The sequence below is a fragment of the Sporolactobacillus kofuensis genome (assembly GCF_024125425.1).
In the GTDB taxonomy this organism is placed as follows: Bacteria; Bacillota; Bacilli; order Bacillales; family Sporolactobacillaceae; genus Sporolactobacillus; species Sporolactobacillus kofuensis.
In genome coordinates this window covers 1-21,519 of the sequence record NZ_JAMXWN010000002.1, presented here as the reverse complement: position 1 = coordinate 21,519, position 21,519 = coordinate 1, and the positions used below count along the sequence as shown (strand labels likewise).

Here is a 21,519-nt window from a genome sequence, read left to right as displayed (position 1 = left end):
CCCATTTTTCTATATTTTTTTACTTTCTGCCTTATATCTTCCGAATCATTTGATCTTTCATCGAATCAAGTAACCCTTTGATCGTGCCCATTGCTGACGCATCTTCACCAAGTGCCCCATACTCAATTACTGTTGAAATTGGAACGAGGCGCTGAACAAGCCCCTGGATTTCAGGGATCATCGCTTTTAAAATCGTTTCATAATAGCCCCCGATGATCACCTTCTCCGGATTCAGTAAAATGCAGACATTACTCATCATCAGTGCCATGAGATGGACGAGACGATTACGTGCCTCTTTTGATGACTCACAAGTATGTAGCAAAGAAGTGATTTTACGTTCAAACGTACCGAACCGGCCTTTTTCATAAACGGTTCCTTGTTTGATGTCTTCCTCAGTCAGCATATAACCAATTTCCCCAGCGGCCTGCTCAAAACCGGCAACCAGATCACCACCAGAAATAATTGCAGATCCAACGCCTGTCCCAACCGACAAATAAAACAGGTCATCAACCAGACTGCTCTGTCCGATCCATCGCTCGCCAAACGCTGCAGCATTAACATCATTCATTACAAAGACATCCAAGTCGAACGCCTCGCTGAGCACCTTGGCCAAATTCACGTTGTACCAGCCGAGAGAAGGTGCATCAACGACAATTTGATGATCCTTTACTATTGAAGGGACAGATACCCCGATACCAAGCACCCGATAATCAGGCTCAATGCGTTCTAAATAACGGCTTAAAATCGTTTTCAGTTCATCTAAATCTTCGTTAAATGGAATAGTTTCCTTTTGTTCCACCGTACCGCTTAAATCAGCGAGCACACTGTTTATCCGATTCTTCTGTAGATCCATCCCCAACAAAAATGCCGAACGCGGATTGAACCCAAGCATCTGCCCTTTTCGACCGCCATTCGCCGTCGAATCGCCCATTCCCAGTTCAATGACCATCTCCTTCTCCTGCAGATCATTCACAATCATCGAAACAGTTGAGCGGCTCAGTGACAACTTTCGTGCCAGATCCGCCCGTGAAATGGGCTGATCGCGTATGATTGCATCCAGTACCAGCCGCCGATTCAAGTCACGAATGAGGTCAAGATTTCCTTTCTGCACGCCCATCGCTCACTTCTGTTTTAGTTTTGTGTTTGTTCGTACTTCGAACAAACAAATTATGTCCTTTATTATAGTCTGAAAAATCTATAAGAGGTGATTATTGTCATATTTTCTGACATACTTTTATACGTGTCCCTGATCAAACCTCCTATTCACCACTCCCTTAAATTTAGTTACTCCAAAACAAATTCCAAAGTTAATGGCCATAAATAATGCTAAAATAGAAACCATATATCTAGTAAACTTCATCTCGAAAGAAGGCCCCATTCTTGAAAAAACTTTATGTAGTTTTGGCTCTTATTTTAGTGTTTTCCGCGTTAAATCTTTTTACTATGAAAGGCAATCAGAGCCCTATTAAGAAACTTGATGTTCATTATCAAATAAGCGGGCGTACATACTCAAGTAAACCTTCACTTTCAAAAACAAAATTATCAAAACGAACAAAACAAATTCTGCTTGTAATCGGAAAAGGGAGCCATGCACAGATTCAGTTATGGCAGAAAAAGGGGAAGAAATGGTCGAAGAACATGTCCACCAACGGCCATGTGGGCAAAGATGGAATTGGAAAGACACACGAAGGATCCATGAAAACGCCTTACGGTGCCTATAAATTAACCTTTGCTTTTGGTACGAGCAATCCTGGAACAAAGCTACCATTTCGGCACATCACACCAAATTCCTGGTGGGTAGAGGACAGCAATGATCCCAACTATAACACATGGCAGGAAGGCAGCTTTTTCAACAAACCAAGCGAGCACCTTATTAACTTTCCAGTGCAATACAAATATGGAATCGTCATCAACTACAATGCGAAGCGAACCCCTTGGAAAGGGTCCGGATTCTTTGTTCATGTATCAAACGGCAGCTATACTGCAGGATGCGTTTCAGTGCCACGTACAAAAATGAAGTATCTAATGAGAACGATCAAGCCCGGGGCATATATACTGAACATTACCAATCTAAATCAATTAAAGCATTTTTAACGTTCACGTTTTAGTTACTGACACTATTCGAATCTATACCTATTGTGATAAAAGCATTAGTCATCGTATTGTATTTTCCTAAAAATATATTCGTAATGGCGTAGGGGGATTAATATGTCAACAACTAGTTTGACAGAAAGTAAATTGACACAAGTATTAGATTGGACATATGAAAAAGCAATCAATGGACTACCAGGAACAGAGACAGCAGCGGAGTTAGCAGAAAGTTATTTAAGGAAACATTCATCTGTTGAAGCTGCTATTGATAGCCTTATTCGTTGGCAAAATGCTAAAGGGGTAACGAGTGGTTTTGTAACAGGCTTAGGAGGACTGATTACTTTACCTGTTTCTATTCCAGCCAATGTTGCATCCGTTATGTATGTACAAATTAGAATGATTGCAACGATAGCACATATGAAGGGCTATGACTTAAAAGATGACCAAGTTAAAACCTTTGTCTTTGTATGTTTAACAGGACAAGCTGCATCAGATATTATGAAGCAAGCTGGCATAAAGTTAGGTACGGCTCTTGCTACACAAGCTATAAAAAAAATACCTGTAGAGGTCATAAAAGCAATTAATAAAGCAGTTGGGATTAAACTGATAACAAAATTTGGACAAAAGGGAATTATTAATTTAGGGAAAGCTGTGCCGTTACTTGGTGGGGTAATTGGCGGGGCTGTGGATGGTATAGGTACGCATACCATAGGAAAGACAGCTAAGAAAGTATTCTCTTGATCAATATAGAGGAGTTTTAAAGAAAGCATATCATTACACACAAATAAAGCGAGTGCCACAAAGGGCCCTCGCTCATTTTTATTTAATGTATTTAATTAATAACGTCATTCCGCATGATGTTTTCTTCTTAGCACAATGGTTAAAATCACACCGCTCGCAACCAAAAGTACACCTACGATCATTGATAATAATGAGTATTCCGTATCTCCGGTTGTCGGGAGGATTTGTTTACTTTCAGCAGAGGTGCTTTTCGTATTCGACGGTGCCGCAGTTGCCTTGGCAGTTGCTGATCCAGTTGCTGATTTCGTAACTGTTTTCGTTGTAGTATTGGTTTGCGGAGCGGGCGCTGTCTGTGCTTGATTGTCAGCATTTTGTGTTTGTGTCTTTTGGGTTGATCCAGTCGGTACTGTATTCGCTGTTGATTGACTCGCAGCGGTTGTTTTCTCCATGACTGTATACTTACTAAAGTGGCTGGTGTAGCCGTAGACAATTCCGTTCTCATATTTGCTGTCGATTTCTACGAATTTGCCTTGATTATCGATGTAATACACAACCGGATTGTCCGCCTTTTGATCAAGATGGAAGGTAAGGGTTACTTTATCTTTGAATTGATGAATGGCTTGTCCATTTTGTTCGAGTGTAAATTCATAGACATCCGTTAATGCATTCGCAACCGGAGCAGCCTTCGCTATGGAAATCGTGGCAGCACCTGTGTCTCCCAAGTTAGCAGTTGGAAGGCTGAGCGTAACGCCTCCGGTTTCAATCGTCACATTCTTATGCTTTTTGATCTCATTGACCTGATCTGCACTAAGCGAAACGGATGTGTTCTTTTTATCCGAAGATTGAGGAAGGTTAAGTTGAACGTTGTCCCCAGATTGAGCGACATAGCTTGTGAAGGTCGCATCGTTTGCCATATTGTATGTGCCATCTGTATTTGCGCTTGGCTTATAGATGTCTCCAGTAGATGGATGATTAGAGTCAGCGCCACCAATCACTTTTAGAGAAGGAATGGTGACGGTATTATCAACGGTTCGATCTGGAAAGCTTATTAACCAATCTCCATCCATTGCATCGTCAGGTACAGTAAATGTTCCTTGAAACACTGAGTAATCATCCGTTGATGCAGCCGTTTTATCCAAGGTGACTCGATCTGTTGCGTTTTCATTTTGCAGATCACCATCATACTGCCAATTCTTATTTGTTAATTGAGCATCAATATCGCCGATCTCATAATCTCTTGTTTCTGCTGTTGTTTTCACGGTGATTTGTACTTTATCTTTTGGAGCGGCTGTGCTCTTGTCAAGAGTTACACTAATAATTCGTGGTGCTTGCGTTGAATCTGAGTTTGACGGAGGTGTTGAAGGTTCAGTATTGGAATCTCCAGGATGATCAGTAGAGTCCTCCTCAAAATCACTATCTGTTATCGTTACTGATGAATAAAGAGAATCGCCCGGTTTAATCATTTCTCTGAATCGATTAAATGCTTGATCAACAAGCGAGACGTATGATACGTACCAAGTGCCCGTATCATTCATAGCCGCTTCAGCTTCATATTTCTTACTCTGGGGATTGTAAGTGAACGAGAGCTGGCTGTCGTCTTCTCCACCATTAGTCGTTGCAAAATAAGCATTGATACTTCCAGCTCTAACCGTACTCGTTGGATCACTAGCATCAATTGAAATTTTCACTTTGTTTTTTTGAAGTTTGGTTAGTTGGAGACTATTAACTGTCGGGTTATCATGGTCTTCAGGTAGTCCACTAATTTGAAAGGTGGGATTCAACTCCGGATGGTCATCTTCTCTTGGCATACTGCTAAAGTAAATGTGCGAGGTAGGATTGCCAGCGCTAAGTTCCCACACAGACCAAGTTCCATTATCGTTATAAGAAGGAACCGTAAATTGGCCAACATATTTTTGTGATTCCGAATCATAATGCATCTCAACTTCTTGATAACCTGAAGGATTACCTTCGAAAGTTATCGTGAAATACTTGAGATCCGGATGTGACGTTGTTTCTGCAAACACATCAACTTTATCCCCCGCCTGTAGATGACTGACATCAGAAGAAATACCCACTTTTGTCACTTGAAAGGTTCCTTGGTCATCTGCCAATGCACTGGTCAGCTGACTAAAAGAAAAGGAAAAGATTAATACAAAAGCTGCAAACGCCTTTAATAAAATTTTTACATGAGTCAATGATCGTTCCCCCTGATTCTCTTTCAGTTCTCTTGTAAATCAGAAATAAAAATTCCAACTTTCTTTGCATCTTTCCACAAATTCAAAAAAGGATTAGATCTTGAAAAATAGCTTCAGAATAAAAAAAGTAGAGTTAATCAATTGAGGATGCTGAGAGATCGTACGAAGCTGCCAGTGAGGCTATAAAACGTGAGATTTACCAAATTAACACATAACAATACAGAGACTATGTAACTGAAAAAAATGATCGTTTAAGCTACTATCCCCCTCTCTTTGGAATAATTTCAAATATATTCCAAAACAATGATTCTATTATAGTACACCTAATTTCCTATTTTGTCTGTAATATATTTTCCATTTTTTTAATGATTTACTTATATTTACCATTTCAAATACAAATTAGTTCCGAACGAAGTTCTAAAGCAGTATTCGAAGCACTTTCACCAACATCCTGAACAAATTCATTATTGAGTTTTTTCCCCAACCATTTGATGGGTTCACCCGTAATAGTACCCACTGCTTTTCCTAGAAACGAACCTGTTTTTTTAATCATCATTGGTTTGCCTGCCTACTGATAAATTCTAGATTGGTTATTCGTTGAGATAATAGGGATTAATTTCTTACAGTGATGTTTTTGTTAGGAGGCGGAACTCCTCAAATCTCTGTACTAAAAATTTTTGTGCTAACTGCATAACAGCCGCATCTAGATACATGATTAACTGTTATTCTTTCAATAGGTTCAGTACATTGCTTGAAAGTTGATCCGCTTGACTGAGCATGTCCATCGCAGATTGCTGGAGGATATTGCTTTTTGTTAGCTCCATGACTTCTTTGGCAACGTCTGCATCGGATATTCTTGATTCGGCTGAAGTGATGTTCGTCGCATAATTTTCGACATTGCTTGCTTCGTGGGCAAGTGCATTTTGATAGCTGCCAAACTTGGCACGCTGAGTAGAGATCTTCTCGATAGCGTGATCAATCATGCCAATGGATTTTTCTGCTTCTTCGATAGGATCAACAGCTACATGATCAATACCTAATTGAGCTGTTCTTGCGTCGAACAGTTCGATCGAGAATGTTTCTCCGGAATTCGCACCGGTTTGCAGAGTCAATACCGGCATCTTGTCATCATCAGCTGAAGAGCCCGAATCATCAACGATCTGTTCAGCCAGTGCATCTAATTGCGTAGAAAATGGTCCATATAAGTTAAGATAGCTTCCGCCAGTTGTGTCGGATAATCTTTTCAACTGAACGCTGGCTTCACCCGAAGTAGGGCCGACTACTGTCAATTTAATGTGATCTTCAGCCAGTTTCTGAGCTGTATCATCAATGTCATACGCGGACAATCCGTCACCGCCATCTCCATCTGCTGACGTGTCATGGACAGGCGCATCCGTGATAAGAATAAATTGTTTCGATGCATCTGGTCTTAAAGGCAGCGATATAGCACCTTTTTCAGGATCCATAATTCCTTCCAGGCCGGATTCATTCATATCTCCGCCACCGAGCATGTGACTTCTCATCGTTTCCATATTGTTCTTAAATGCTGCAACATCATCTGTGAACGCCCATTTGGATAATGGTTCGCCTATAGAACTATCACTATAAGAAACCAATCCTAACTGATAATCTACGCCTTGGCTTTTAAGCTTATCGACAAAACCATCTAAATTGGAAATGACATTATCGATTGTTCCGCCCATACTGCCGGAGACATCGACGACAAAAGCAATATCGGACTTGCCGCTCGTTGATGACGGGGGCGTTGTTTCAATAGGAGGGCTCAATAGTTTAATCCGGTTAAACTCTGTATTTGTAGCAATAGCATTGATACTACTTTTCAGCCCCTCTAGTTCCTCTTGAATCATGCTCCGATCTTCCGAACTTAACGTCCCATTCGCTGCTTGAACAGCCAGCTCACGCATGCGTAGCAAATTCGGATCTTCGATTTCCGATAATCCACTCTCACCTGTTTGAAGCAATGACATTCCATCCTGAATATTCCTCCGCGCTTGTTCCAACCCGCGGATTTGCGCCTTCATTTTCTGAGAAATTGCTAGTCCGGCAGCATCATCCGACGCACGTGTAATGCGCGATCCTGATGACAATTTTCTCAGTGCCTTCTCATTAGCACGATTATTTACATTCAATTGATTGCTTGCAAGTAGTGCACTAATATTATGGTTAATAATCATAGATAACCCGTTCCCCCACAGTGATGATTGAATGATTACAAAATAAAAAAGTATACTGAGAGCAACATTGCCATTGAACAAATCGCTCTATTCTATTAGTTAACTAATGCTAAAAGAGTTTTTTTGATTGAGAGAAAAGAAATGCGGATCATTGAAGAAGAAATGATGAAGATAATATTTAAAACGTAGTGCAAATAAATAGGACATTATACCCATTTCTATTATAGTTAGGTGACCACTTTATGTAAATATATTCCATCAATGTTTTTTCTTTTTTTCGATGGTTATAACCGTTTCTCAACTTCTTTCTTCATTTCGTCAATAAGCCTCTCCTTATAATGGATAACCGTTAATTGAATCACCGACCATCGCTCTGTATCCTCAACCAACCTAACAAATGGTTTGATTTTGAGCAGCCACTTTAATTTTTGCATTTTATCTAATGTAAAATTATTTGGCTGTCTCCCGGGTAGAACTGCTCGTTCGAACAATTGGTTCCGAATCCACCATGATTCATCCAAACGGACAATGTCATTTAAAAGTGGAAAACTCGAATTATTTTTTAATGCTTTTTTTACAATAGGTTCCGGAATAGCAGGATCGATTAAATAACGCTTAATATCAGATACATGAACACCAATTGCCTCAGCAATAAAAGAAATAGATTTTTCCTTACGCATAAGATCAGCTATCTTTAAATGCTTATCCATCCATCCGGAATTTCCCGAATACATCCATTGCAGCTGCTCCAGTCTTTTAAATACTTCATCCGTTCTTGGCTGGCAAAAACAACTGACGAGCTTATATCCACACTTCTGATAGGCGAGATAATTATCATAACCGGCAACGAGCCAGAAATCATTCCCGCTTTCTTTCTTCTCAACAATGATCATTTTAGGGAGTGCAGCATCCGCCCGAAGTTGCTTCACTAGTTTATTCAATTGCCTTTTCGATATCTGTGTATCATATGTCGGACAAATCATATCTACAGGTACTTGAATCATGGAAAATGTGATCAACATGTGCGCCACTCCCGAATCACTTCTACGGGAGATTTTATGTTGTCCTCAATTTGTCCTATTCCTAATAAATCAATGAGGCGCAATAATAAGATTGAATGAATTTCGCCACGATACTCATAACCAATCCCCGAGTGCATTTGCCCAATCTTATTGATTTTCATTTCCTTATCAGAATGAATATTAGATTTTTTGTCACAATTTTACAAATATTCCTATTGATAACAAATCTAGCTTTCTAGCATAATACACTTATAAACATTTTATCCTATGCCTTTTCCCCTATATAACCGTTTACGGATACGCTCCCCCAAGCGAATTCAATGAGCAGATCAAAACTATTTATCCGAGTGATGCTAAACTGAAAAATCTATGTTCAAAGTTATTAGAAAATAGCGAAATTTAGATCACCAATTTGTTAATGGACTCCTATTTAGGAAGTGTAGGAGGGACATTAGACTTGGACTTTGCTGCCCTTTCTTTATCTCTCGACAAGTACATTTCCATAGGAGGATCTCCAAAGAATGCCATTTACTGACTATTTTGCCGACCCGTCCGAATCTCAGAATCTCGCCTTTGAAAGACTGAAGAAAAAATATGAACCACTAATCTTCAAAACAGTGCATACATACTTTCAACGCTATAAACGTCACCTTGGTGGCGCTACTGATCGCGAGGAACTGGAACAAATTGCCGTAATCGCATTATGGCAAGCGAATCTCCGATTTAACGTATCAGAAGTTGGGGAGAATCGAGAACCTGAAGCCGTCTTTATCGCCTATGCAGCATCAACCATACGTGGCAATGTGTCCGACTACTTAAGAAAGCTTTCGAAGCGAGGAAACTATGAAACGTTAACGCAATCAGACTTGCCCCTTGAAATTCCGGACAGCTCACCCAACGACAGCATTCACGATCAAATGCTCGCCTACCTCAAAGACTACCGTTCACTCCTTAGCCCACGCGAGAACCTATACCTTGAACTCAGTATCATCAAAGGATGGACCACCAAACAAATCGCCGAATTCACCAATGTATCCGAAAACACCGTACGCTCTTGGAAGAAAAGCTTATGTAAAAAATTAAAACCGCTTAAAGGCCAAGTATTGAACCGATAGTTGCTTCCTTGAAAAAGTTGTCCTAACGCATTTTGTATTACTTTTTAGCTCAGACCACTGCGTTGTTTCGATAAAAAAGGACCCCTGCTCAGTCAAAACTGTAAACCTGAGCAAGAATCCCGCTAAACCGCTTTCATTTTATTGAAAAAGTTTCTTGGATTAATTAAACACAATACCGCCGTCGATCAGTACAGATTGTCCGGTCATGTAATCGGAATCGCTCGATGCCAGGAAGGAAACAAAGTTGGCGATATCTTCGGGTTCTTCGCTCCGTCCTAGTGCAATACTTTCAATTGCCTGTTTGAACGCTTCACCTTTCTTAATCCCTTGATAGTTCGTCATCACATCGTCAATACGTTCCCACATGCCGGTACCAACGATACCTGGGCAGTACGCATTGACGGTAATATGATCTTTGGCAAGTTCCTTTGCCGCAGCCTGAGTAAAGCCGCGCACAGCGAATTTGGTTGCTGAATAGAGCCCCATCATCGGAAAGCTCTGATGTCCGGCAATACTGCAAGCATTGATAATCTTGCCACCGGTCGATTGCTTTTTCATTTGTTCCGCTGCTGCCTGGATTCCGTATACCGTGCCGTAGACATTGACTTTGAACAGCAGATCCAGGTTTTTCTCTTGCAGGTCAATTACTGGTCCAACATGGGCAACACCGGCATTATTCACGAAAACATCGACACTGCCGAATGTATCCGCCGCATGTTGAGCGAGTGCTTTCTGGTCTTCGATTTTGGTGACGTCACTGACGAGCGACGATACCTGGTAGCCGGCATCTTTGAATTCATCGACTGCACTTTTGAGTACTGCTTCATTAACGTCACTAAGGACAACAGCAAATCCGTCCTTTGCCAAACGTTCTGCAATACTCTTACCAATCCCTTGTCCTGCACCTGTGATGACTGCTGTACCTTTTGACATAATCCCCAAACCCCCTGGTATAGATCCTAAAGCGGTATATCGCAATCGAGCGGTAATATCCCTCTGGATGGATGATGGTTTTAACAAGTTATATTTTAGAATGCGCTTACATTTTTGTCAAAGTATACGCTCGTTTTAGTGATTTATGTTATTGTGCAGGGTGTGGTGGTGCAATCATTTAACTTATTCTTTTGAAAGACTGAAGAAGAAATATGAACCACTGATCTTCAAAACTGTTCATACATACTTTCACCGCTATAAACGTCATCTTGGTGGCGATATTGATCACGATGAACTGGAACAAATTGCAGTGATCGCATTATGGCAAGCGAATCTCCGATTTAACTTATCAGAAGTTGGTATGGATAGAGAACCTGAAGCAGTCTTTATCGCCTATGCAGCTTCAACCATACGTGGCAATGTATCCGATTACTTAAGGAAGCTTTCGAAGCGAGGAAACTATGAAACGTTGACTCAATCAGACTTGCCACTTGAAATTCCGGACACATCACCCAACGACAGCATTCAAGATCAAATGCTCGCCTACCTCAAAGAATACCGCTCACTCCTCAGCCCCCGCGAGAACCAATACCTTGAACTCAGTATCATCAAAGGATGGACAACCAAACAAATTGCCGAATTCACCAATGTATCCGAAAACACCGTACGCTCTTGGAAGAAAAGCTTATGTAAAAAATTTAAACCACTTCGAGTACAAGTATTGAAAGGATAGTTAACTCCTATTCCATCTTATTTTCATTCATTTTGACCTATATTTAGTCATTGTTCACTATATTTTCAAATTTTTCCATATTTTTAGATTGCCTCCTTCCTATTTTTCCCTGCATAATAGATTTATAAACGATACGGTATGTCCAAAGTCCAAGATGCAACAGGACTAAAGACATGCTTATGTATGGGGATATCCCAACCCAAACTCGATAAACTATTCTTTTGGAGGCGTAATGATGAACAACGGCAAGGAAGCATTTATTCAAGCATGTACCGATGCGATTACAACTTTGGACACAAGCAGCACCCACTATCTGTATGAGCTGAAGTCCGGTGAACAGGTGTATCAAGCAAGACATGACCTATGTTTCATGCAAAATGAAGACGGTTCGCCAGCAAAATTAATCGGTTTGTTCGAGCCCTCATTTATCCGTAGCTACCACGTAGAACTGTCCAACCATCTTGATCATGTAAAAACATGGATCAATCAAGAATTAGAAGAATTTCTGATCGCCTTCAATAACCCGGACTACGAATTTTAAATTCAGCATGACTTTTACACTCACCACACAAGACCTCAATCTTCTATTCACTTGCACATGTAAACCAATCATTCATTTAATAACAACAGTACAGATCATTCTCTCAAAATTACTTTCCGATTTAAAATCATTTTTGGCCTAGTATTTCGTATCAAGAAAACGGACAAATACCCGCGCAATTTGATGATGCGTAGGTTATTTGTCCATTTAATTATGGGAAATTAATTAAAGCCAACGTTTGCCTCTAATCAGGCATCAAACGAGATGGAAAACAAGCGTCGTAATATACCGGACATAAATAAATAGCAACGCCATGATTTGACCTTTCACCAACCTTGCAATAACGAAATGATACTATCTAAATGAATACGATCCATGCCCTCTTCATAAAAAATCATGCCGGCGATCCTGATATAGGATCGCCGGCATGATCATCGAACACAGTTGAAAGATTTAACCAGATTCACTTTGCCGCAGGGGCATTCTTTTTTACATAATCGTAGACCACTTTGCCTGCCTGCTGTACTTCCTGGTTGGCTGTGTTGAAAGCTATATTCCAATCTGGGAAGTCTGACGGATTAAACGAAGTCATTACTGAGACAGCGACCTCATGCCCATCCACCAAAATATAACCTGTATCATGGCTGACGTCTGTATTCTCACCTGTTTTATTTGCCAGTTCGTCACGCGGAATGACCGCCCCGAACTTTGTATTCACCTGCTGCTGACGCATCCAGGAGATAATCTGAGAACTCGATGCCCGGCTCAGGAACGTGCTTCGGTAGATCATATCAAGGAGCTGCACATCCTCATCCGGTGAAATCCAATTTTCCTGTTCTGCTGAATGCGACAGGATCATTTTCCGTCCGAAATGCAATCCGGAATCAGCTAACCCAAGAGATTGCGTGAAGGCATTGATTTTGTCAAACCCACCGGAAAAATCAATTAGCACATTGGTAGCGGTATTGTCACTCACGGTAATCATCAAACGCATTAATCGCCCCAGGGTAATGTCCTGAGGGTACGCTGCAGCACCGGCGTTCTGAAGTGTTCCACTCCCCCCGACAATATCGGAAGGGTGAACCGTTACTTTTGTATCCAGCGACCATTTTCCTTGATCAACACCCTTCATGATCAGGGAAGCCAGACCCAGTTTAATCGTGCTGGCTGCTTTATAAGGACCCATGCTTCCGATGTTCAGGCTGGCACCATTATAAGCTCCGGAAACATCCTTAACAGAGATGCCAATCGTTACATGTTTTGAGGTGGCATCTTTGACAACAGGATCCAGTTCCTTTTGAAGTGACGTCCACGGCCGATCTTTTCCGGTCTTTACTTTAGGTACATTCTTGTTCACATAGTCATAAATAACTTTTCCAGCCTGCTGAACTTCCTGATTGGCTGTATTGAACGCTGTATTCCAGTCCGAGAAATCTGATGGATTAAAGGACGTCATCACGGAAAGCGCTACTTGATGGCCATTAACCAGAATATAGCCCGTGTCATGACTGACGTCTGTATTTTCACCCGTTTAGTTGGCTAACACATCGCGCGGAATGACCGTACCAAACTTTGTGTTCACCTGCTGCTGACGCATCCAGGAGATAATTTGAGAACTTGATGCCCGACTTAGGAACGTGCTCCGGTAGATCATATTAAGGAGCTGCGCATCCTCATCCGGCGAAATCCAGTTTTCCTGTTCTGCTGTATGCGGCAGGATCATTTTCCGTCCGAAATGCAATCCGGAATCCGCTAGCCCAAGAGATTGCGTAAAGGCATTGATTTTGTCAAAGCCACCAGCAAAATCAATTAGCACATTGGTAGCGGTATTGTCACTCACGGTAATCATCAAGCGCATTAATCGCCCCAACGTAATGTCCTGAGGGTACGCTGCAGCGCCAGCATTTTGCAATATTCCGCTTCCTCCGACAATATCGGAAGGGTGAACCGTTACTTTTGTATCCAATGACCATTTGCCTTGATCAACACCCTTCATGATCAGGGAAGCCAGACCCAGTTTAATCGTGCTGGCTGCTTTATAGGGACCCATGCTGCCGATATTCAGGCTGGCACCATTATAGGCTCCGGAGACATCCTTAACAGAGATACCAATCGTCACATGTTTCGCGGCGGCATCTTTGACAACAGGAGCAAGTTTCTTTTGAAGTGACGTCCACCGCCGGTCTTTCCCGTTCTTTACTTTAGGTGCATTCTTGTTCACATAATCATAGACAACTTGTCCAGCCTGCTGAACTTCTTGATTAGCTGTATTGAATGCTGTATTCCAGTCCGGGAAATCTGATGGATTAAAGGACGTCATCACGGAAAGCGCTACCTCATGGCCATTAACCAGAATGTAGCCCGTGTCATGACTGACGTCTGTATTTTCACCCGTCTTGTTCGCCAACACATCGCGCGGAATGACCGCACCAAATTTTGTGTTCACCTGCTGCTGACGCATCCAAGAGATAATCTGAGAACTCGAAGCCCGGCTCAGAAATGTGCTTCGATAGATCATGTCGAGCAGCTGCACATCTTCATCTGGTGAAATCCAGTTTTCCTGCTCTGATGTATGCGGCAGAATCATTTTCCGTCCGAAATGAAATCCGGAATCATCTAACCCAAGAGATTGTGTGAAGGCATTGATTTTATCGAACCCTCCGGCAAAATCAATCAGCACATTGGTAGCAGTATTATCGCTCACCGTAATCATCAATCGCATTAATCGCCCCAACGTAATGTTCTGAGGGTACGCTGCAACACCGGCATTTTGCAATGTTCCGCTTCCTCCAACAATATCGGAAGGGTGAACCGTTACTTTGGTGTCCAGCGACCATTTTCCTTGATCAACACCCTTCATGATCAAGGAAGCCAGACCAAGTTTAATCGTACTAGCAGCTTTGTAGGGACCAACGTTTCCGATATTCAGACCGGCACCATTATAAGCTCCGGAAACATCCTTTACTGAAATACCCATTGTAATGTGTTTTGCCTTTGCATCTTCAATGACGGGCCTGAGCAATTTCTCCAAAGTCGTCCATTGGCGATCCCTTGCTGCTTTTTGTTGTTTCACTGGGGATACTCCTTTAGGAGATGTTGCAGCAAAAGCAGGAACTGAAGTAGCAACCAAAACAAATGAAAGCGTAATAAAAGCCAAGCGTCTCAATGATTTAATCAATAATTTCGTTCTCCTTCCCAAGTCAAAAATATTTTTTTGTATAGAAATCGCAATATATAAAAACTTTTCACAAAATTTATAGTACTCTGTCGACTAATTGCTGTAAACGATTTGTATCGAAATATGTATAAATGAGCCAAATTGCCCATTTCAATAAAAAAGTATAATTGATGTTAAACTTTGGCCAGAAGTTGACAGTAGTGTCCGTCCATTCATTGCCAGATCATGTCCGTAGGACGTTATTGGGGAATTATTTTGTCAAAAGAAAGAGGACATCCCTATTTGTATAAACGCGACTTCACACAAAAGATATCCTTTCACTCAATTCGTGACTATTATATTAGACTACCAGCACCAGAGATGTTTGGGACAGAGAACCTGTTGATGGCACCATGAACCAACTTTGTATCAATGGGAACATTTTGTCTAGTTCAAAAACTCGGGAAATCAGCTGCTCTCTTTTTCCTTTCCATTGTTCGGTGAGATCCAGAAACTCATTACGATACTCCTTATAGTCACGCTCTTTCAATGGAGATTTCTATTGAATCGACAAGTCCTTCGTTAAAAAAGAGAGTAATGATGGTGAAGACGCCAAGAGTTGGTGATTAAAGCCTGCCCTTCTATTGTTGATATAATGTTGAATCAGAAATTTGCTTTCCTTAATTGCTAGATAAAGCCATCTACATAAGCAATCTAATTTACATAAAGGTTAAAGCGCTTTTTTACCATCTTATGATTTGTTCTTGCTGATTTTTAGGACTAACATTGTATATCAAAAATAAAGACTTACTGTCTTTAGATTTGGATAAATAAATCCTTCCTGAATTTGAATAATATTTTTATAAACATCATTTTGCCTGATCCCATTAATGTGACTGTTAAATTTATACCCTGAGCAATTATATTACATTTCAGCAACCAAGTTTTCCCATTATTTTTCATGTAAAAATAAAAAACCTTAGAAGGTCAAAGAATGTATGTTTCCTTTTTTGAATTATAAAAAGGAACCTAGCAAGGTTCTTTACAACGAAGTTATTGTGCTGAAGCGTCCGTATAGGTATTTTTATTGGTTCTCGACTTTTTCTCCCTCATTACATCACGAGCTATTTTGACACCCTCTATAATTAAATTATATAGCAATTCTCGTAATTGTTTATTTTCAATGATTTTGACAATAAACATCTTAAAAAACTTAAAAGCAGAGGATAGCATTGACATTATTTATTCATCCCTTTTTTCTTTTATTAGTTTTCTAGCCATTTTCCTTATAATGCGACTTTTATGACTTTTCGAAAATTGTTTTAGAATTTCAATAGCAACTTCCTTATCAGTTTTTGAAGGATCCTGATTAATAATTTTTGAAGCTCTATTAACCACATCTACCGTATCGATATTAAGTAACCCATCGGATAAAAACGAGGTCACTTGTGCTTGAGTTACATTTGGTATTAATGTTAGTTCATTACTAGCCTGTCGTTCAAATTCTTCTTGCAACTGTTGAATTTTAGTAGGTAAATTATCAGAAGCCATTATGTCCTCCCCCTTTATTTATCTTATCGGACTTTGAAATAGTATTTGAAGTGTCTTAACAATAATTATTGATTACCACTGGTTAATACTTGTACTGCTGGCTTGTATTTGATAAGCGTTTCGCTCACATAAAAACGTGCCACATGATTTCCAATTCTTAGCTCATATTCCTTATGAGTGAGCGTCAAATAGCCCACACCTAGTCAAATGTTAATGATACCGTGGTATGTCAACGCTAAATCGAACAATTTTTTAAAAGTGCTGTAACTTGTGTTTTTGTCAATATGAAATTGAGCCAGAGTGATCACATCAAAAGTGAGCCATTTCATTATGAAACACTCCCAATTATGGGAGAATATGGGTGTTAGGGGGAACTGGCCCTCCCCGGGCCAGTTCCCCCTAACACCTGTGCTGACACTATTCCTGTCCTACGTTTTCTTTTCTTTCCATGCTCTGCCTAAATCGGTAAGATTCGCCGTTAAGCAGATGGATGTGACAGCGATGCGTCAGCCGATCAAGCAGGGCAGCCGTCATCTTTTCATCGCCGAACAAACTTGTCCATTCGCTGAATTCAAGATTTGTTGTCAGTATGAGACTGGCACGCTCATACCTGCCTGAAAAAAATTGAAACAGGAGTTCTGCTCCGGTTTTGGAGAAGGGAACATAGCCGAGTTCGTCCACAATGACGACATCAAATTTGAGCCACCTTTTCTCCAAGGCACTTAGTTTCTGTTCCTCATAGGCCATGAGCAGCTCTTCGACTAATTCAGAGGCCGTTATAAATTTCGTTTTAAACCCGTTTTGAATCATCTCTATTCCCAGCCCAATGGCCAGATGACTCTTTCCCGTTCCACTGTTACCGAGAAAGATCACATTCTCTTTTTTTCGGACAAACTCACCTTTGGCCAAGGTGAGAAAATGGTTTCGGTTCAGACTTGGCATCAAACTGAAATCGTACGTGTCCAACGTCTTAGAAACAGGAAAGCGTGCCTGTTTCAAACGCCTTTGTCGCTGATTTTCTTCTCGACTCTGCGCTTCAGCTTCAAGCAATGCCAAAAGATAATCTTCATAACTCAGATTGTGATCCTCAGCTTCCCGCGCCAGAGACCGATACTGTTTAGCTAGAGTAGGCATTCTGAGCTGCCTGGTCAGGTGATCCAGCAGAAGTTCCGTGGTCATTGGTTTCCCTCCTTCACGAGTTGCCTGTATTGGTTGATATCGGTCACTTTCACCTTATAGTTCTCCAAGGATTCAGGAGCTTGACCAACCGGACCGGCCACATTACCCGTCATCTTTTGAATGGCCTCATGAACCGCTTCATAGGTGAAGATGTGCTTCCGTTCCGCTTCCTGAATCGCTTGGGTTAAAAGATCCATGCCTAGTTCCCGGTGGAGAAGAAGAAGCCGGACAAATTTGCGGTCTCCGGCCGCTCCTTCAGTCTCACGCATCCTGCGGTGGAAAAACCGGAAGACTTCAGGAATATCTGGATTCTGAAAAGGATGCGCATCTCGGACCGCACGCGGTTTTTTCAAAAGTGCCTCCAGATAATGGTCCAAACGAGTGAATAGTTGATTTCGTCCGTACGAACGGGGATATTCAGTGATCACTTGATTTTGAGCCACAACGATCAGACGATCGACAAACTTTTTAACCCAAACTGCTTGTCCAACATAGGCGCAAGGAACAGAGTATTGATTCGTCTCCACATGGATGAGAGACAACTGATTGACGTGACAGGACATCAATCGGCAAGCTTCAAAAGGCGTTCCCGGAAGGGAATGGAGCGTAAGCTTTTCTTTGACCCAAACTTGCGCGACCGTTTCATCGGTACGTGGAACATGGATGTGAGCCGCTTCTTTAAGGCACCAATCCAGAAGATAATGATTGAGTTCGTCCATGGATTGAACGTCTGGATAAGGGACCAACGCGTTGCGTCGGATATAGCCAACCGTCCCTTCAATCCGACCCTTTTCATTTCCCCTTCGGGGATTGGCAAAGGTAGCCTTGAACCCATAATGCGCCTGGAGCGCGATAAAGGCTTCTTGTTCTAAGCGATCTCTCCCCTTCAGAATTTTGACCACGGCTGTTTTTAGATTATCAAAGAGACCTTCGACAGGTACACCACCCAGAAATTCAAAAGCGTGTACAAAGCCATCCAGAAAAGCCTCCTGTTTCTGATGCGTGTAGGCACGGACAAACCGAAAACGACTGGATGAAAGCTGCAGACAAAAAAGAAAGATTCGTTGTGTTTTTCCCTGAAGAATGACATCTGCCTCGCCCCAGTCGAACTGGAATTGAAGGCCGTATCGGAACTCAAGGGGAATGAATACGTCCCGCTGTTTCTGTCTTCGCCTAGCGACAAGCTTACGAATGTTGGAGGACGAGCCCTTGAACTGATATTCCTCAACTAATCGTTGATAGATTCTCGCTGCAGTATGTTTTTGTTTCACCCAATGTTTCTGGTCCTCAAGAAGCCACTGATCTATGATCGGCAGGATACGTTGGGTTTCCTCCGAGTATTCTTTCTTCCCGTATGAGCGCTGCCGAACTGGAAGGGTCGGGGCTTCTTCTTGTTTCAGATATTTACTCACTGTATTCCTTGAAATTCCTAGCTTTCTCGCAATCTGGCGTTGTGAAAGACCTTCAACCTCCTTCAGAAATTTGATACGATGATAGTGAGCCATATCGATCATCCTTTTTCTACCTCTCCCTTATGTAGAATTGCTGGTTACTTTTCTATCATAGGGAAGATGGGCTAAGAATTGGAAATCATGTGGCTCATTTTTATGTGAGCGAATCGCTTATCAATGGCTCAATTCTAGATTATCAAAAACAACTTGTATTCAGTCGGTGTTAGATAGTCTAAATGAGCCATGGATGCGAAGATTATTGAACCAATGGACATAATCAAATAATTCAAGATCAAGAACGTGTTGGTTAGGGAAAACACGCCCGCTAATAAATTCAGTTTTGATGGTCTTAAATGTTGCCTCCGCAACGGCATTGTCATAAGGCGACCCCATCCCACCATCTCCCCCACTTCTATTTGAATCTCTTCATTATTTTCACTTCAAGCTGATGTATGCTTTGATGGGATACATGATATAACTTAGCAATTTCTGAGAGGGTGTGTGGTTCATAGTCACCGATTCCAAATCTTAGCCGGATGATTTCTGCGTCGCGTGGTTTTAATGAGTTCAGCATGTGCTTGATTTTATTTTGCAATTCTTTTTTCTCGAGTACTTCTTCGAGTGGCAATGTATGCAATGGAGGAGTGGCGGTTGGTTCGATTGTCCCATTCAATGGTAACAGATCTTGGAGATTGCTCGTCCTATCGTTCCCTATCATAGCATCAATAGAAAGAGGCTTATCCATTTGATAGATAATGCGCTTGATTTTCCAATAATCATCAACACCCATTTCCAGGATTTCACATATTCGTTTTATATCAACAAATCCATATGTATGTTCAAACAAACGTTCCGCTTTTTTCACACTCATCACTTGTTCATGGATGTGAGCAGGAAAACGAATGAGCCGAGCTTCATCCGCAATACCTCTTGTGATCATCTGCCTAATCCGCCATGTTGCGAATGTTGAAAATTGGCATCCCCTGTCCGGATCAAACTTTTTGATGCTTTCCAATAAACCAATTGTTCCTAACGAAATCACGTCTTCAATATCCATACAGGTTCTTTTGATGATCTTCGCATAGTTGCCCACGAGATTCATAACTAGTCCGAGATTCATTTGAACAATCTGATAAAGTTTTGTTTCCTTTTCATCAGCGGTCTCCGGTTTCTCTTGATATTCTTTGATTAATTGTGTATTTAACATGAAGTCAATTGTCTTCTTTTTTTCCTCTGAAACTGTATTTCTGGATGAACGGAAAAATTGATCAAGGACATCTGGAAGCATTTGTTGAAATGCCGTCTTAGTTACCATAAGAACCCCCTTCTAAAATAGATAATTCTCAATCATCTGATTATTTTAGCGCTATTCATTTAAATAGTAGCATGTACATAAGAAAAAGTGCTAAAAACGATTATTCGACAAGATCATCAAATTATCCTTTATATTTTATTTTTTCAACCGGATTAAGCAAAATGTTAACTCGTTTGCCTGTCCAACCTTTCCAGCTAAAATGTCCGCCGAACCATAAAAGACATACAAATCTGTTAAGAAAAAGACATTTGAGATGCCAGAGAGCAGGCAATGTTTCAAATCTTGCCTCTTCGTTGCATGGACTACAGTCCCATAAAAACGAATGCTCAAATCTGTCTCTCTATAAACGGTATCAAATCCCAATACTATATTTGCCTCTCACAATTCACTTAACTTTGAGACAATATAGTATTGATTTCACCTACAATTGCATTCAAAACTTTTTCTGAATCGTTACTCGGCCTACTTTTCTATCTTTCTAATTTATACTGTAGGGCTGCTGTTATTTCAAACTCTTTCAAATTTTCCCATGGCACTAACTCACATCCACCATTATTCTTCAGATACTCACTGGTATTTTTATCTTCCTGCATACTATTTCGGGTCACCAAGATCAGTGGTTTGTTAGCTGTTACTGCTTCAGCAATTGTTCCCCAACCAGGTTTAGAAATCACGTAGTCACTTGCAGCGATGTAGTTTTGCGATTCAGTCTCCTCAACAGGAATTTTATAGATGTTGTTACCTGTAATATCTGTTTTGCTTGATACGAGAAAGACACAATCTTTGCTGTGCCAGAGATTTAATGAAGCAAGATACCCAGTCCAAAAAAGACAATCTTTAGATTGTCAAATGAGTTAATGCGCTTTCGAATTCTATGTACAACTCCATTTCCGGACTGCGTGAAAAGAAATCAAATGATTGATTGCCCTTATGCCCCCACCCCTTTTCGTCATTCCCAGCTAAAGAGAAAAAATAGTCCATGTCAACATAACAGTTATATAAAGGCTGAAGTTCAGTATTGTCCAAAAAACTCATATAAGCTGTATACCAGGCAAAATTGGATATACCGATCGATGGGATACCGACTATTTGCGCAGCTCGAAAAGGTGCCGGAGGAATATCTCCAATAACAAGATCCACATGATATGTTCTTAGAAAATCCACTTCCCTTTGAACTGCAGATGGAAGCATATTACTAAAATGCTTATAAATTGTTTTGAATTGATCACTATCCGGTGCAAGCGATTGAGACTGCAAGATATAACCGATATCATTATGTAACTTTCGCAAATGGATTCTA

General features: G+C 41.0%; 18 protein-coding genes and 2 pseudogenes. 5 read left to right on the top strand and 15 right to left on the bottom strand.

The window, feature by feature from the left end; all coding sequences use genetic code 11:
- Window positions 1-31: 31 nt before the first annotated feature.
- A complete protein-coding gene (locus NIE32_RS01660; RefSeq protein WP_253052363.1) occupies window positions 32-1,117 on the bottom strand; it encodes an ROK family transcriptional regulator in 1,086 nt (361 codons plus the stop codon).
- A 263-nt stretch (window positions 1,118-1,380) separates the two neighbouring features.
- Here NIE32_RS01660 and NIE32_RS01655 point away from each other — a divergent pair, with 263 nt between their 5' ends.
- Both NIE32_RS01655 and NIE32_RS01650 read left to right on the top strand, forming a co-directional pair.
- On the top strand, window positions 1,381-2,094 hold the full coding sequence (locus tag NIE32_RS01655; protein ID WP_253052361.1) for a L,D-transpeptidase family protein: 714 nt from the start codon (window positions 1,381-1,383) through the stop codon (window positions 2,092-2,094).
- Window positions 2,095-2,208: 114 nt separating this feature from the next.
- Window positions 2,209-2,832 carry an EcsC family protein gene (locus tag NIE32_RS01650; RefSeq protein ID WP_253052359.1) on the top strand — a complete coding sequence of 208 codons (624 nt, stop codon included), beginning with the start codon at window positions 2,209-2,211 and terminating at the stop codon, window positions 2,830-2,832.
- Window positions 2,833-2,936: 104 nt separating this feature from the next.
- Here the strand turns inward: NIE32_RS01650 and NIE32_RS01645 are convergent, their stop codons facing one another.
- From NIE32_RS01645 to NIE32_RS01630, 4 genes are all read right to left on the bottom strand, one after another.
- The gene (locus NIE32_RS01645) at window positions 2,937-5,027 is read right to left on the bottom strand and encodes a hypothetical protein (RefSeq protein WP_253052357.1); all 2,091 of its coding nucleotides are present in this window, start codon (window positions 5,025-5,027) and stop codon (window positions 2,937-2,939) included.
- Window positions 5,028-5,415: 388 nt separating this feature from the next.
- Window positions 5,416-5,583 carry a hypothetical protein gene (locus NIE32_RS01640; RefSeq protein ID WP_253052355.1) on the bottom strand — a complete coding sequence of 56 codons (168 nt, stop codon included), beginning with the start codon at window positions 5,581-5,583 and terminating at the stop codon, window positions 5,416-5,418.
- 166 nt (window positions 5,584-5,749) lie between these two features.
- Window positions 5,750-7,222: a flagellin N-terminal helical domain-containing protein gene (locus NIE32_RS01635; protein ID WP_253052353.1), complete on the bottom strand. Its 1,473-nt coding sequence runs from the start codon at window positions 7,220-7,222 to the stop codon at window positions 5,750-5,752.
- 284 nt (window positions 7,223-7,506) lie between these two features.
- Window positions 7,507-8,244 carry a hypothetical protein gene (locus tag NIE32_RS01630; protein ID WP_253052351.1) on the bottom strand — a complete coding sequence of 246 codons (738 nt, stop codon included), beginning with the start codon at window positions 8,242-8,244 and terminating at the stop codon, window positions 7,507-7,509.
- Window positions 8,245-8,765: 521 nt separating this feature from the next.
- Between NIE32_RS01630 and NIE32_RS01625 the strand changes: the two genes are divergently transcribed.
- The gene (locus NIE32_RS01625) at window positions 8,766-9,359 is read left to right on the top strand and encodes a sigma-70 family RNA polymerase sigma factor (protein ID WP_253052349.1); all 594 of its coding nucleotides are present in this window, start codon (window positions 8,766-8,768) and stop codon (window positions 9,357-9,359) included.
- 159 nt (window positions 9,360-9,518) lie between these two features.
- Here NIE32_RS01625 and NIE32_RS01620 read toward each other — a convergent pair whose 3' ends face one another.
- Entirely contained in the window at window positions 9,519-10,292 is a 774-nt protein-coding gene (locus NIE32_RS01620) for an acetoin reductase (RefSeq protein ID WP_253052347.1), read from the bottom strand.
- A 160-nt stretch (window positions 10,293-10,452) separates the two neighbouring features.
- Between NIE32_RS01620 and NIE32_RS01615 the strand changes: the two genes are divergently transcribed.
- Window positions 10,453-11,025, top strand: a complete 573-nt coding sequence (locus NIE32_RS01615) for a sigma-70 family RNA polymerase sigma factor (RefSeq protein ID WP_253052814.1) — start codon at window positions 10,453-10,455, stop codon at window positions 11,023-11,025.
- Window positions 11,026-11,257: 232 nt separating this feature from the next.
- On the top strand, window positions 11,258-11,566 hold the full coding sequence (locus tag NIE32_RS01610) for a hypothetical protein (protein ID WP_253052345.1): 309 nt from the start codon (window positions 11,258-11,260) through the stop codon (window positions 11,564-11,566).
- A 463-nt stretch (window positions 11,567-12,029) separates the two neighbouring features.
- On the opposite strand, the gene NIE32_RS01605 is transcribed toward NIE32_RS01610, so the two are convergent.
- The 9 genes and pseudogenes from NIE32_RS01605 to NIE32_RS01565 all read right to left on the bottom strand — a co-directional run.
- Window positions 12,030-13,022 (bottom strand): serine hydrolase, encoded by a 993-nt coding sequence (locus NIE32_RS01605; protein ID WP_253052812.1) that lies wholly within the window; start codon window positions 13,020-13,022, stop codon window positions 12,030-12,032.
- A 75-nt stretch (window positions 13,023-13,097) separates the two neighbouring features.
- Window positions 13,098-14,744, bottom strand: a complete 1,647-nt coding sequence (locus tag NIE32_RS01600; protein ID WP_253052343.1) for a serine hydrolase — start codon at window positions 14,742-14,744, stop codon at window positions 13,098-13,100.
- A gap of 1,221 nt (window positions 14,745-15,965) precedes the next feature.
- Window positions 15,966-16,274, bottom strand: coding sequence for a hypothetical protein (locus NIE32_RS01595; RefSeq protein WP_253052341.1), 309 nt, complete (start codon window positions 16,272-16,274; stop codon window positions 15,966-15,968).
- Between the two features lie 417 nt (window positions 16,275-16,691).
- On the bottom strand, window positions 16,692-17,453 hold the full coding sequence (istB, locus tag NIE32_RS01590) for an IS21-like element helper ATPase IstB (RefSeq protein ID WP_253052339.1): 762 nt from the start codon (window positions 17,451-17,453) through the stop codon (window positions 16,692-16,694).
- The gene (gene istA / locus NIE32_RS01585) at window positions 17,450-18,958 is read right to left on the bottom strand and encodes an IS21 family transposase (protein WP_253052337.1); all 1,509 of its coding nucleotides are present in this window, start codon (window positions 18,956-18,958) and stop codon (window positions 17,450-17,452) included. The genes istB and istA overlap by 4 nt, the downstream gene beginning before the upstream one ends.
- 134 nt (window positions 18,959-19,092) lie before the next feature.
- Window positions 19,093-19,294, bottom strand: a pseudogene (locus tag NIE32_RS01580) (IS3 family transposase); the annotation flags it as partial.
- 22 nt (window positions 19,295-19,316) lie between these two features.
- Complete coding sequence (locus NIE32_RS01575; protein WP_253052335.1) at window positions 19,317-20,219, bottom strand: sigma-70 family RNA polymerase sigma factor; 903 nt, start codon at window positions 20,217-20,219, stop codon at window positions 19,317-19,319.
- A gap of 470 nt (window positions 20,220-20,689) precedes the next feature.
- Window positions 20,690-20,944 carry a glycosyltransferase gene (locus NIE32_RS01570; RefSeq protein WP_354326942.1) on the bottom strand — a complete coding sequence of 85 codons (255 nt, stop codon included), beginning with the start codon at window positions 20,942-20,944 and terminating at the stop codon, window positions 20,690-20,692.
- 112 nt (window positions 20,945-21,056) lie between these two features.
- Window positions 21,057-21,519, bottom strand: a pseudogene (locus NIE32_RS01565) (hypothetical protein); the annotation flags it as partial.

Coding starts and splice junctions, on each gene's coding strand:
- NIE32_RS01660 (WP_253052363.1), bottom strand. CDS start 1,117: ATGGGCGTGCAGAAAGGAAATCTTGACCTCATTCGTGACTTGAATCGG.
- NIE32_RS01650 (WP_253052359.1), top strand. CDS start 2,209: ATGTCAACAACTAGTTTGACAGAAAGTAAATTGACACAAGTATTAGAT.
- NIE32_RS01640 (WP_253052355.1), bottom strand. CDS start 5,583: ATGATGATTAAAAAAACAGGTTCGTTTCTAGGAAAAGCAGTGGGTACT.
- NIE32_RS01635 (WP_253052353.1), bottom strand. CDS start 7,222: ATGATTATTAACCATAATATTAGTGCACTACTTGCAAGCAATCAATTG.
- NIE32_RS01630 (WP_253052351.1), bottom strand. CDS start 8,244: ATGTTGATCACATTTTCCATGATTCAAGTACCTGTAGATATGATTTGT.
- NIE32_RS01625 (WP_253052349.1), top strand. CDS start 8,766: ATGCCATTTACTGACTATTTTGCCGACCCGTCCGAATCTCAGAATCTC.
- NIE32_RS01620 (WP_253052347.1), bottom strand. CDS start 10,292: ATGTCAAAAGGTACAGCAGTCATCACAGGTGCAGGACAAGGGATTGGT.
- NIE32_RS01610 (WP_253052345.1), top strand. CDS start 11,258: ATGATGAACAACGGCAAGGAAGCATTTATTCAAGCATGTACCGATGCG.
- NIE32_RS01605 (WP_253052812.1), bottom strand. CDS start 13,022: ATGACGTCCTTTAATCCATCAGATTTCTCGGACTGGAATACAGCGTTC.
- NIE32_RS01595 (WP_253052341.1), bottom strand. CDS start 16,274: ATGGCTTCTGATAATTTACCTACTAAAATTCAACAGTTGCAAGAAGAA.
- istB (WP_253052339.1), bottom strand. CDS start 17,453: ATGACCACGGAACTTCTGCTGGATCACCTGACCAGGCAGCTCAGAATG.
- istA (WP_253052337.1), bottom strand. CDS start 18,958: ATGGCTCACTATCATCGTATCAAATTTCTGAAGGAGGTTGAAGGTCTT.
- NIE32_RS01575 (WP_253052335.1), bottom strand. CDS start 20,219: ATGGTAACTAAGACGGCATTTCAACAAATGCTTCCAGATGTCCTTGAT.